The organism is Niabella insulisoli (genome assembly GCF_039652435.2).
Lineage (GTDB): Bacteria > Bacteroidota > Bacteroidia > Chitinophagales > Chitinophagaceae > Niabella > Niabella insulamsoli.
The window spans coordinates 1,538,247-1,551,112 of sequence record NZ_CP190246.1 but is presented as its reverse complement, the minus strand read 5'-3'; the positions used below and the strand labels follow the sequence as shown (position 1 = coordinate 1,551,112).

Genomic DNA, 12,866 nt, shown 5'->3' with positions numbered 1-12,866 from the left:
AATAATATTATTATTTATCACAGTTACCATCCGGGGTTTTGAGTAATTTGGGGAGAAATCATTGTTTCCTGTAGCGGTATCGGGTGCAGATACATTTTGGGTTCAAAGCTGCGCAGTGCATCAACCGTAAAATAATTAGAGGTTTGACTGCTGCCTACCTGGTCAATTCTTATACCTGTCACCGGTTGATTTAACAGGTCGCCGTCCATCCAGCGACGCAGATCAAAATAACGTTGCTCTTCAAATGCCAGCTCCACCCGTCTTTCATTTTTGATTTTTTGGCGCATCGTCTGCGCGTCGGTCACATTGATCAGATATTTATCATTTGCTTTGAAACCTGCGCGCGCGCGCACTTGTTGCACGGCAGCCTTAGCTGTCAGCCCGTATCCGCGTGGATCGGCATCCGGGCCATAAGCCTCGTTCATCGCTTCGGCATAGAGCAGCAACACATCGGCAAGGCGTATCATCGGAAACAAATGAAAGGCCGTACCGGGATTCGCTTTTGAAAAGTCAATATTGAAATCGAGGAATTTTCTTAAATAATAACCCGTATTAGTGGAGCGGTCAATCACCATATTCAGACCATCAATGGTTGCGCCATCGCCGATTTTGGTTTGAATGGACCCCAAACCTCCATAATTCGATCCGTTATAGCCCACAGTAACGTTGAAGCGTGGGTCGCGGTTTTTGTATTGCGAACTTAAATCGGTCGGTGTGTAATCGCTTCCGTCTGACATTGTAAACGCTTCTGCAAACTCTTGCGTTGGCACCGTTCCGCCGCCCTGGTTTCTGGACAGCGTGGGTGGAAACTGGCGGTTTTCGAGGCCGTTTGATTTGGGCGCTGATACAAAAATGATATATTCACTATTGGGAGATGTAACAAATAAGCGTTCATAGTTCCCGTGTAAAGAATATACCGAAGAACCATTAGGATTTTTTAAGCCAATTACCTCATTACACGCGGCGGCTGCAGCTTCCCATCGCATTTTAATATCACTTTCGGAAGGGTTGGTATAGCCTGTCAAAGCGTTACCATTACCGCTTTGATTAAACAAGGGGCTCGCAGCGAAGATCAATGTTTTAGCTTTTATCGCTAATGCCGCGCCTTTAGTCATGCGGCCATAGCCGCCGTTTCCACCCACCGGCGTAACCCCAAGAAAGGCCGCGGCCGAATCGCACAAACTCAGGATATTAGCGACACAATCTGCAAAAGAATTGCGTTGCTTTTGCGTTAATTCCGGGTCGCCTAAGTTATAAAATTTGCTCACTATAGGATAGCCTCCGTAGTGACGAAGGAGGTCAAATTCATAAAGCGCGCGCAGACAAAACATTTCGCCGGAATAGACATTTTTAATTTCGATGACTTCCTCAGAGCTTTTATTATTTAAAACCAAGTCGATTTCTGCAAGATTTTTCTGAACAAACAAGGCCTGACGAATGCCCTGATAAGAAGCGCTCCAGCAGTTTTCAACCGGATTGTTAGAATTTATATAACCGCGCGACAATCGGTGTATGTTTGAGTTGTTAATAGTGCTCATACCATCGTCGGTGGCCGCATCCAGGAAAGATCCGTTGATACGGTTAAACCCTCCTTTGAGATAAGAGTAGGCCTGAGTAATCGGCTTTTCGTAACTCGCTTCCATTGAGAACACATCGGTCGGCTGAGCCCAATCATAGGGCTGCTCGTCCATATACTTGCAGGAAGAAAGCACAAAAAGTAGCAGCGCTGCCTTGATAAATGTTTTCATCTGTATATTTTTTTTCCTGCCGGAGGCAGTTATTTCGCAATCTTTAAATGAAGCTTTTGAAATCATCATTAATAATTTAGAATCGGATGGAAAGGCCGAAGCTGACATTCCTGGTAAGCGGCATCGAATTGGCGCCTCCGTTGTCCTCGGGGTCAAGCGGGCTGTCGTCTTTCGGCCATACATACATATTGTAACCGTTGGCAAACAGGATCAGATTTTTGACAAATGAATTACCCAACATCTTCTGAGGAAACTGGTAGGAAAGCTCAATCGTTTTGAGTCGCAGATAGCTGCCATCCTTCAACCAAAATGAAGAAGTCTGCGTATTATTCACATTATCGTTAACAGTTGAAATATTAGGCAGTGATGCTGACCTGTTTTCAGGTGTCCAATAATCCAGCTGATGCTCGTAAATGGTTCCGTTGGCCAAAAATGGATACGCCACTTTTCCTCCCAGCATCTGCGTAGTATGACCAGCGCCCTGAAACAGCGCCATCAGGCTGATGCCTTTGTAAGAGATACTTCCATTGAAACCATAGAAGATGCCCGGCACGTTTCCATAACCAATTGGTACCTGATCATTCCTGTCGATAAGCCCGTCGCCATTGATATCCTTGTATTTAATATCGCCGGGCTGCACTTCCGAAAAAGTTTGACGCGGAGAAGCAGCAATTTCTTCAGCTGATTGAAATAAGCCAGTCGCCACATAGCCCCTTCTCACACCCCTTGCATACCCTGCATCCTGAAGCCAGGGATAAGGCTCCTGGATTTCCCCTGTTTTGACATTTTCATTTTTAGCAAAAGAATAAGTTCCTCCAATCCGGTATGCAAAATCCCCGATCGTGGATTTCCAGTAAGCCGCCATTTCGTAGCCTTCGGAAAACATTTCTCCAATATTTTGCTGGATGGTTGCAATGGATCCCAACAAGGAAGTCACGTTGTTGTTGACCATATACATATCAGATCTTTTATCTTTAAAATAATCAAATGAATAGCTGAACCGGTCGTTAAACAAACGGATATCCGCGCCAAGATTGAGCTGGCGCGCCTTTTCCCAGGTCAGGTTGGGGTTTGCCAAAATATCTTCAACAAAACCAGGCCTTGCGTTCATCGCGTTTCCAAACCAGTACACACCGCCTACTTCATTTAATCTTGTTCTATACTGAAACTCCGAAACGCCGCGCTGGTTGCCGATCAAACCATAAGAGCCCCTGAACTTCAGATAAGAAATAACGTCCTTCGCTGGTTCAAAAAACGATTCGTTTGAAATATTCCATCCCGCAGTAAGCACCGGGAAGAAACCAAACCTTTTGCCGGGAGCAAACTTGTAAACTCCGTGATAAGACCCCGTGAGATCGATATAATATATATGTTTATAATTATACCCTAACCAGGAGCCGATGGTCTGAAAGCGGCTGGGAATAGAGGTTTGATTGTCAAATTCATATTGATTATAAAAAGCCGTTGCCGATAAATAATGGTTATTCAACTTTTTCTCGTAAGCGATTTGCAGGTCGAGCGAATTTCTGGCTTCGCTGGCCCGGTCGGTAATACCATTATTCATTTGCTGATCTGTGCCCGTTCTTCTTAAAACCGTCGAATTGATATCAGACAGATTATAATAAGCAAATCCTTTTTCACGGTTGGTCACCGCGGCAGTGTAACTGTCCATAGAAAGCATCGCCGAAGCGGTAAGCCCTTCTGTCAGGAAACTTAACTCCTGTGTAAGTTTCGCTCTGAACGAACCATACACCCGGTTCAAAATAGAATATCCATTGCGGTTTAAAAGTGCCCAGGGATTAGATGTAAGATCGTTACCCGCCGTTATCCGATTATTAATGCCTCTTACAATATTGCCATCCTGATCTGTGTATTGACCGTTATCCATATAGTAAGCAGGAAAAGCGTTGGGCGGTGTAGTAACCAAAGCATTATAAGCGCCGTAGGAATCGCCTCCCGGCCTGTTTTGCTTATCGAACCAACCGTAGAGATCCAGGTTGAGCAAAGTAGTTTTGGTTACGTCAACTTCCAGGTTGGAGCGAAGATTGTAGCGGCTCGTAGTGTTATTGGTGCTATACGCTGATTCCTCATCGGTTACGAACATCCCCGCCTGCTTTAAAAAGCCGCCGTTAATAAAATACCGTGTGCGATCCGATCCTCCCGAAATGCTTAAATTATGACGCTGCACCCAGTTGGTCTTTTTGAAATATTGTTCCCTCCAGTTGATGTCCGGATAGAGCTCTTCATTGATGCCGCTGCGGTTTCTGTATTGATCGAGATAATTTTGTGAGTACATTTGGGACGCATCCAGTCCGTCATACTTCAACGCTTCATTGTAATGTTGCGCGTAAGTAAGTGCATCGACGGATTCTAACATGCCCAAAGGCTGCTGATTGATCATCTGCGATGTCAGCTCTACCGTCGGCCTTCCTTTCTTCCCTTTTTTGGTACTAACAAAGACAATTCCGTTAGCCGCCCTGGTTCCGTATAAAGCCGACATAGATGCATCTTTCAACACTGTAATCGACTCAACCTCGTTAGAACTCAATACGCCAAATTGCCGCTCCTGGCCATCCACCAAGACTAAGACGCCTTCCGCGTTAGTTCTGATGCCCCGGATCCAGTAATCTGCTGCCTCATTAACGGTACCTCCCGAAGTTTGGATGGAGAAAAAGCCAGGGACCAACCCTGAAAGCAGGTTGGTAAGATTTGTTACCGGCAGGTTACGAAGTTCATGCGCGGAAATGGTATACGCCGAACCGTTGAAATCGGCTACGGCTACCTTTTTATACCCAAGGTCGAGCGTATCGGTTTGCTGAGCCTTCACAGCCAGCGGCATATAACCGATAAAAAACACCCATAAGCTGTAAAAGAATTCTTTTTTCACGCACATTATTTTCATGTGTTTATTTTTTTATTCTTTTTTTAGTTGCCACATGCTTGCCTTCGGCAGACAAGGAATAGCTTTAAATAATGATCATTTTCAAGAATGAATTATTTGTATGCTATTTCATGCTTTTGATTTTCATCACCCTTTAAAGTTGCTTAACGAAGCAGCACCGTTTGTCTTGGGTTTACTTTCGCAGTACACTTTTATTAGATCATATTATTAATATATAGCACTGATTTACCGGCACAGCTATTTTGTCAGATAATCATTTTATTTACTTAAAATGACGTGTTGGTTTTTATTGGGCAAACCTTGCAATCGACAAGCAAAAAATAGCAGTTGCTTAGCAATCTTTATTTATAGATGTAAGATACAGTCAGAAACAAAACAGTACTTTAACTATTGTATCAGAATGTATAAATTTTGTATTACAGCAATGAAGATTCGGGTTAAGAAAGAACATAATGGTTTGATTTTAAGCGAATATTATTGATTTGGTCAAATGGATGGCGTAGCGCTTTACTGCCTGACATAGTGCTGGCAGCGCATCCAATGAATTGTTGTTTTCCGCCTCAGCTATTGTTTCCCGCTGCGCAAAACGTGAAGCGGTAAACAACCAAAGCGCTTTTAGATTTGTGAAAGAAACGGCCTTTGTACAAAAGGCAAAAAAGTTAAGCTCAAATACAGAAAGACATATAATTAATTTCATAAATGACAGCAAGCATTAGCATCGTTACAAACAAAACACCTGAAGTATTCGTTTCTAACACAATATTACTTGAAGCAAATGGATAGGGCCTGTTCATTTTTTCGCGAATTTGTATCAATCCGTAACAATTAAAATGAAAGCAAGGCGACGGTTGGCTCAACACGGCCCGGCCTCAACTCCTTTTCATTTAAATATTTCCGAAATGAGTGGTTTAGAATCGCAAATATAAAAGGTCAAAATAGTCTATCAAAATAATAGACTATTAATTTAATATTAAATTTTCTTTGAAAGCTGTTGTCTGGTTTGAAGATAACAGACACTATTCAAGCCCTACAATTATTAAAAAAAGATCGACAAAATTGTAAGTGTTCCTTAAATCAAATAGCTATCTTGTCACTTCAATGCAGTCATATGAAATCGAGATTCCCTACAGCCCTCTTTTCTATTTTTCTTCAATTTGTTTTTATAAGCGCCCTACTTGGTGGCAGCGCCAAAAGCCATGCACAACAATTAAATATCATTTACATTCTCGCCGATGATTTAGGCTACAGTGAGTTGGGATGTTATGGCAATTCCTTCAATGAAACTCCTTTTCTAGATCGAATGGCCTCGGAAGGCATGCGATTTACAAGATTTTATGCGGCCGCGCCAGTTTGCTCGCCTTATCGCGCGGCATTGATGACCGGCCAATATCCCGCGCGCCTAAAAATCACAGATTATCTCCGCCCCAATTCGGCACAGCATTTACCGCTCGCTCATACCACGTTAGCAGAAATGCTGAAAAGCAAGGGTTACCGCACAGGAATTGTTGGCAAATGGCATCTTTCGGGTTATGTAAAAGAAGGGGCGGCAGAAGAAACCCTGCCCGACCAGCACGGTTTTGATGAAGTCATGGTAAGTGAAAACCGCGGCATCGCCGAAGGCGCTTATTTCTGGCCCTATTTCTGGAACCGCGAAATCGAAAAGAAGCTTCCCGAAGCACATGAATACCTTACGGAACGGCAACACGCCGAAGCGCTGCAATTTATTGAACGCAATAAAGAGCAGCCCTTCTTTTTATACCTGAGCCATTATGCCGTTCATACATCTGTACATGGAAAACCAGAGCTGGTGGATCATTTCAGAAAAAAAGCAGGCGCAGGCACCAGCGATCCACGTCCTAAAAACAAAAACAATGATCCTTATAAGCCGAACGGCGCCGATGTATGGGCCAAACAAAACAATCCGCATCTGGCCGCTCAGCTCAAAGTGATCGATGAAGGCGTCGGGGCTATTCTTAAAAAACTTACTGATTTGGGACTTGATAAAAACACGCTTATCATCTTTACAAGCGATAATGGCGGGGAAACCAGGGTAACAACTAATAAGCCGCTGAGAGCCGGTAAAAGCAGCCTTTACGAGGGAGGTGTAAGAGAACCCTTTATTATCTGGGGGCCAGGTATCAAAAAAGATGTGGTTTCGGACCAGCCGTTAGTGAATTATGATATTTATCCCACCATTAAAGAAATGACCGGTGCAAAAAGCACACAAAAAACCGACGGCATATCCTTTGCCGGGCTGCTCAAAAATCCGGCTTATAAAATGCCGGCGCGCAATCTCTACTGGCACTATCCGCTGGCGCAACCTCACTTTTTAGGAGGCCGGTCTGCCGGTAGCATTGTTAGCGGCTCCTGGAAACTCATCGAGTTTTTTGATGACAACACTACCGAATTATATAATCTTCAAAAAGATATGGGTGAAAAAAACAATGTAGCGGCCCAAAACCCTGCGATTGTGGCACGGCTCGAAAAAGACCTGGCCGCCTGGCGCGAAGAAGTAGGCGCCGATCGCCCTAAAAACTGATCTTTCATCCGCTTTAATTGCTCGGTATTATGCAAAAAATATTCCTTATTTCCCTCGCCTGCCTGGCTATCAGCAGCCTGTCTTGTCAAAATCCTTCATCAAAAAAGGAAGTTGATTTTAAAAACCCTTTAAATGTACAATTTGGAGACCCCTATGTGCTGCGCGCTTCCAACGGGATGTATTATATGTACGGCACGGGCGCCGGCGCAAAAAAAGGCTTTGCCGCCTATTCCTCCGCCGACCTGATCGATTGGAAAAAAGAGGGCCAGGTTTATTTTGGCAACAACCCCAACGGCTGGGGGCTTCATTCGTATTGGGCGCCGGAGGTCTATGAACGAGATGGGAAATATTATATGTTCTACAGCGCGCAATGGAAGGTAAATCCTACCAACGAAGAAGAAAATTTTAAAATCGGCGTTGCTGTTTCCGATGAGCCTACAGGCCCGTTCACGGATATCAAAAACGAACCATTGTTTGATCCGGGTTATCCCATTATCGATGCCAATGTTCTTTTTGCGGACAATGGAAAAACTTACCTGTATTATTCCCGGTGTTGTTATAAGCACCCCGTGGAGAGCGAAGTAGCCACCTGGGCCAAACAAAAAGGTTGGTTTGATGAAATTGAAGAAAGCTGGGTATATGGTATTGAAATGAAAGCTGACTTAAGCGGTGTAATCGGCGAGCCGGTTTTGCTGCTACGACCACCTGTAAAAATGGATGATAAGCAAGCTGAATGGGAAAGCCGGTCCGTAACCTCGAAAGAGGTAAACCGCCGCTGGACCGAAGGGTCTTACATATTTAAAAACAATGACACCTACTACATGATGTATTCTGCGAATTATTTCGGCGGCCAAAACTATGCCGTTGGGTACGCAACTTCGAAAAGCCCGCTGGGTCCATTTACCAAGGCAGCGAACAATCCGGTGCTTCAAAAAAATACAGCAAGCGGAGGCATTGTAACCGGAACGGGGCATAACAGCGTTACCCTATCGCCTGATGGAAAGACTATGCTCTGCGTATATCACGGCCGCACAAGCGCCACCGGCGATGAACGTGTGGTTTTTATAGATAAGATGCGTGTATCGGATAATGGAATGCTCGTTGTGGAAGGCCCCACTACCGAACCGCGGGAACAACCTTAACGGCCGTTGCCGCTTGCGTCCGTAATTTCTTTTGTGCGTTGGCGAATCTCTTTAATCAACAACGGGAATCCGCCCTGGGGCATATTGCCATGATCATACCCTTCCAATTCAAAAAGCTTTGTCCTGGGATGGCCAACCAGCTTCATCATCCGGAACCAATAGGCATTTTCTTCATAACGTCCCATCATTTCCAATTCGCGATCGCCCGTGAGAATGATAGTTGGCGGCGCGTCTTTTCTTACAAAATATAAAGGCGCCAGCGAGTCTATCACTGGCCGCAAGGCATCCACGCCCCGCTCCTGCCTTACCGTAAAATGCGTAATCGCCTGGCTGCTAAACGGCACTAAGGCTGCTACCTTATCGGCATCCACCTGATGCCTTGCCAGATAATTTTTATTGAGCGTCACCATCGAAACCAAATAAGCCCCGGCAGAATGCCCCGATAAGAAAATCAGTTGATCGTTGCCGCCGTAGGTTTTTATATTTTTGAAAACCCAGGCCACCGCAGCCGCCGCGTCTTCTATATAAACAGGCGCTTTAACATGTGGAGACAAGCGATATTCAACCGTGGCCACTGCAAAGCCCTGATCGGTTAGCTGTTTCGGCAGATCACGATGGCCGCCGGTGATACCACCGCCGTGAAACCAAACGACAGTTGCAAAATTTTTCTTATTTACCGGATAATAAAGATCGAGTACACACATCGAGTCCTTATAAGCATCGCTTTTATAAGCTGTCGCCGGATAATATTTAATACTGGGAACGGTTTTATACGCCGTTTGTGCGGCAACAACCGCGGAAAAAAATAAAGCTAAGCCTAGCGGGAAAAGCGTGCGCATGTATAATATTAATTTGAGTAGCCGACTAAGTTATGAAAAAGTCATGCGCCGTCAAATCCTATCATCCATAAATTGTATAACTTAATAGATCAGCAGGAATAAACCGCTTTGAGGAGGTACGTCCGCCTGATAAAAATCATTAAAAGATCCCAATTCCTTTTTATTGTAGATATCCCTGATTTTTTTAGCATCTTCAATTTTCAGATCCGCCGCTTTTAGCGTGATTTTATGCGTTTGTTTCGCATCGCGGTTGAGCAGCAACACTCCATAGCCGCCGTTCTTCAGTCGCTTTGCCCAAATCTCGGCCGGGCCGTCTTTTTTTATCTTTATTCCTTGTTCGGTAGCGTCCTGGTTGACGGCGATCGCATCACGATTGGTAATGATGGCCTTTTCTTCCGGCGACATGTTGCGCGGATCATTGCCTAAAAACAGCGGCGATGACATAATACACCATAAAGCAAAATGTGCTTTCTGTTGTGCAATATTGAGTCCCTTGTTCCCGGTAACCATCATGTCCGGATCATTCCAATATCCGGGTTGCGCATACGCTGCCCATTTATTGTTGCGGTCTGCGATGGTCATCACACTCAGATGCGGCTTACTGTCGGGATCGTCGAAAGTAGCGCCCCCGCTGCAATTCGCATTTATATCTCCCGTGGTGCGGCCCATATTCGTTAGTTGCGGATACCAGTCATAAAATTTATAAACGCTGGCGCTGTATAAGATGTCCCGTTCATTTTCTTTGATAAGTTTTGCCCAAGTAGAATAGGCTTTGTAAAGGTTGGCTGTATCCCGCCATCCCGCATACCACTGCGGACTTCTTTTTTTTCTTTTATCAGGATTTTCGATCAATGAAAATTTACATCTGTCCAGTTTGATAAAATCAATGCCCCATTCATTGAACTGCTGCATTTGCACCGCTTCTTTTCCCCAGCCTCCCACTTTATCGCCCCCACAGTCGTGCGACCCGGGCACAATATGCAGTCCGAATTTGAGGCCTTTCGAATGCGCATAATCAGCCAAAAATTTCATCCCCCTTGGAAATTTGGAATTTGCGACCAGCCGCCCTTTCGCATCGAGCGCCGTGTCCCGCCAGCCGCCATCCACAACAACATAATTATATCCTGCTTCTTTCAGCCCATTCGCTACGATAGCGTCAATCACTTCAACAATCAGTTGCTCGCTTACATTGGGTTTACCAAAATAATTCCAGCTATTCCAACCCATTGGCGGCGTCTGTGCGAGATTTTTTTTCTGTCCATGCGCGGCAAGGTTGATCACTATCAGCAATAGTGTTAATATTCTTTTCATGTGCGTTCCATCGTTTAGTTGAATTATTTATTCCACTGGTACAAGGCAAAATCAAAGTCAACATCCTGCGTGGCGCTTTTTGCTTCTACCGCAACGCGGTTATTCCATGGCTTAAGCAGGTGTAAAAAAGAAGACAGGTTGATATCGTCGTAATGCCTTTTAATCCTCACCTGGTCTTCGCTCCAGACTTTGACACCATTGATATAAATATTTACATCGCCAGAAGCATATAATTTCAAACCCAAGCCTTCAGGCATTTCTTTGCCAAAATCCACGTCCTGGTAAGCATATACATTTCCTTCCTTCTTAAGCGCAATTTTTTGTTTGCTTTTTTGAAATTGAACCGGCTGAGTCAACCAATCAGCAGGCGGCTCTTGCAAACTGTGAAAAATGTTGGGACGATCAGTTTCTTTGAGTTGATTGATAAATAATACACGACCATCAGCAGGATCATAAACAGGTTGATGCAACTTTTGAAGCAATGTTTCAGGGATTTTAATCACCTTTCTGTCGTAGGTAATCAAACCGTTCACCTCCCCTTCCACATCTGTTGTTTGCGTATAGATAGCCGCTGACAGGCCGCGCTTCACCATCAAAGACAAATTGTGCATGAGCTCGGTGTATTCCCGGATTAAAACGGCATCCTCCGTATAAGTTTTATATCCCCAGTTTCGCTTATTAGGGTTCCAGATATGATCTTTCACGACGAGCCCCAATCCTCCAAACTCGCCCAGAACCATCGACCGTCCCGGGTTGAGCTCCACTACTCCCATACCAGGCCCGGGATATTGGTGTACATCGAGCACATCGCCTACACCGCGGTCTGTCCAGCCGCTTGGCGAATTGACTAACCGTGTTGGATCGTATTTTCTCGTCCAGGCGGTAATTCTTTTGGTATCATATTGCCCCCAACCTTCGTTGAAAGGCACCCACATGACGATAGATGGAAAAAAGCGGAGGTGATCCATGATGGCCTTCCATTCTTTCTCAAACTGAACCGCAGAGGCCTGCGGCCGCACCCAATCTTCCTTATCATCGTGTCCTACATGCGACGGGTGATTGGGCCATAAAAATCCGGAAGGCATATCCTGCCAGAGCAGTACGCCAATAGAATCGGCCATATAATAATACCGGGAAGGCTCCACCTTGATATGTTTACGAATGGTATTGAAGCCCATTTCTTTCAGCTTAATGATGTCATACATCATAGCTTCTTCTGAAGGCGGCGTTAGCAAACCATCAGGCCACCAGCCCTGGTCGAGCGTGCCCAAATGAAAAACCGGCTTATTGTTGAGGGCTAATCGCATATAGCCATTGTCATCTTTGATCAGGCTGGTTTTCCGCATAGCGAAATAGGTCTCCAGTTGATCTACCACCTGGCCGCGCTTTTTCACCGTGAGTGTGGTATGATATAATTCAGGAGTTTCGGGCGTCCACAATTTTGCATTCTCCAAAGGCAATACAAAATTGTTATGAAAAGAAAACGTAGTATCCTTAATAATCGCCCCGCCATTCTTTACCACGATATTTAATTGGTGAGAACCCGTCAAAGAAGCCGATTGCAACCCGAAAGCAACCACACTTTTATCTATATCAGGAACGGGATATACATCGATTATATGACCTTTCGACACCGGCTCAAGCCACACACTCTGCCAGATCCCAGAAACGGCTGTATACCAGATTCCTTTCGGATCCAGCGTTTGCTTACCGCGGGCTTGCATTTCTTTGTCTGTAGGATCCCAAACCGCAACCACCAACTCTTGTTCGCCTTTATTTAAATGGGGCGTGATATTAAATTGAAACGGATCGGAACCTCCCTGGTGGCTGCCAACAAGTTTTCCATTAAGCCACACGCGCGTTTCCCAATCAACCGCGTCAAAATGAAGAATAATTTCTTTCTTTTCCCAATTTTGGGGAACCGTAAACCGTTTGCTGTACCAAAGCTCCTGCTCAGGCAAAAGAGGCTTTCCCACACCAGAAAGGGAAGATTCGACACAAAAAGGCACCAATATTTTACCTTCAAACCCGGCAGGTTTAACAGCGCCCTTTTGTTGAATGCTATAATCCCATAAGCCATTCAAATTTTTCCAGTCGCTTCTTTTCATTTGCGGCCGCGGATATTGCTGCCAGGCGTTTTCGGGCGTTACGGCTTCGCCCCATTGAGTGGTGAGCCGGGCAGGCGCTGGCTTATAATTTTGTGCAAAAAGGTTTAGGCTAATTAGCGCAAGAACAAAAGTTAGAATCTTGTACATGAAGGCATGTTTTAGAGGGGCAAAATATAAAAAACGCAGGGGCGTCCCTATCATTTTTGTATTGATTCGTATAAAAAATGTGTAGGCCAGCCCTTGAGTAGCAAGGCTTAACAATTCAACGCCCGATTTT

The 12,866-nt window shown here is 44.9% G+C and carries 7 protein-coding genes; 2 read left to right on the top strand and 5 right to left on the bottom strand.

The window, feature by feature from the left end; all coding sequences use genetic code 11:
• Positions 1–23: 23 nt before the first annotated feature.
• Both ABDK00_RS06605 and ABDK00_RS06600 read right to left on the bottom strand, forming a co-directional pair.
• Entirely contained in the window at positions 24–1,748 is a 1,725-nt protein-coding gene (locus ABDK00_RS06605; protein WP_346239366.1) for a RagB/SusD family nutrient uptake outer membrane protein, read from the bottom strand.
• A gap of 76 nt (positions 1,749–1,824) precedes the next feature.
• Positions 1,825–4,650, bottom strand: coding sequence for a TonB-dependent receptor (locus tag ABDK00_RS06600; RefSeq protein WP_346239365.1), 2,826 nt, complete (start codon positions 4,648–4,650; stop codon positions 1,825–1,827).
• A 1,108-nt stretch (positions 4,651–5,758) separates the two neighbouring features.
• Here ABDK00_RS06600 and ABDK00_RS06595 point away from each other — a divergent pair.
• Positions 5,759–7,189, top strand: coding sequence for a sulfatase (locus tag ABDK00_RS06595; protein WP_346239364.1), 1,431 nt, complete (start codon positions 5,759–5,761; stop codon positions 7,187–7,189).
• A 29-nt stretch (positions 7,190–7,218) separates the two neighbouring features.
• Positions 7,219–8,331 (top strand): glycoside hydrolase family 43 protein, encoded by a 1,113-nt coding sequence (locus tag ABDK00_RS06590; RefSeq protein WP_346239363.1) that lies wholly within the window; start codon positions 7,219–7,221, stop codon positions 8,329–8,331.
• Here ABDK00_RS06590 and ABDK00_RS06585 read toward each other — a convergent pair.
• The 3 genes from ABDK00_RS06585 to ABDK00_RS06575 form a co-directional block, all read right to left on the bottom strand.
• Positions 8,328–9,170, bottom strand: coding sequence for an alpha/beta hydrolase (locus ABDK00_RS06585; RefSeq protein WP_346239362.1), 843 nt, complete (start codon positions 9,168–9,170; stop codon positions 8,328–8,330). The two genes, ABDK00_RS06590 and ABDK00_RS06585, sit on opposite strands and share 4 nt — an antisense overlap.
• An 81-nt stretch (positions 9,171–9,251) precedes the next feature.
• On the bottom strand, positions 9,252–10,481 hold the full coding sequence (locus ABDK00_RS06580; protein WP_346239361.1) for a glycoside hydrolase family 27 protein: 1,230 nt from the start codon (positions 10,479–10,481) through the stop codon (positions 9,252–9,254).
• A gap of 23 nt (positions 10,482–10,504) precedes the next feature.
• The gene (locus ABDK00_RS06575) at positions 10,505–12,736 is read right to left on the bottom strand and encodes a glycoside hydrolase family 2 protein (protein WP_346239360.1); all 2,232 of its coding nucleotides are present in this window, start codon (positions 12,734–12,736) and stop codon (positions 10,505–10,507) included.
• Between the last annotated feature and the right edge of the window lie 130 nt (positions 12,737–12,866).

What these genes read in the sequence shown, in the direction of transcription:
- ABDK00_RS06575 (WP_346239360.1), bottom strand. Translation starts at nt 12,736, where the DNA reads ATGTACAAGATTCTAACTTTTGTTCTTGCGCTAATTAGCCTAAACCTT.
- ABDK00_RS06585 (WP_346239362.1), bottom strand. Translation starts at nt 9,170, where the DNA reads ATGCGCACGCTTTTCCCGCTAGGCTTAGCTTTATTTTTTTCCGCGGTT.
- ABDK00_RS06580 (WP_346239361.1), bottom strand. Translation starts at nt 10,481, where the DNA reads ATGAAAAGAATATTAACACTATTGCTGATAGTGATCAACCTTGCCGCG.
- ABDK00_RS06590 (WP_346239363.1), top strand. Translation starts at nt 7,219, where the DNA reads ATGCAAAAAATATTCCTTATTTCCCTCGCCTGCCTGGCTATCAGCAGC.
- ABDK00_RS06595 (WP_346239364.1), top strand. Translation starts at nt 5,759, where the DNA reads ATGAAATCGAGATTCCCTACAGCCCTCTTTTCTATTTTTCTTCAATTT.
- ABDK00_RS06605 (WP_346239366.1), bottom strand. Translation starts at nt 1,748, where the DNA reads ATGAAAACATTTATCAAGGCAGCGCTGCTACTTTTTGTGCTTTCTTCC.
- ABDK00_RS06600 (WP_346239365.1), bottom strand. Translation starts at nt 4,650, where the DNA reads ATGAAAATAATGTGCGTGAAAAAAGAATTCTTTTACAGCTTATGGGTG.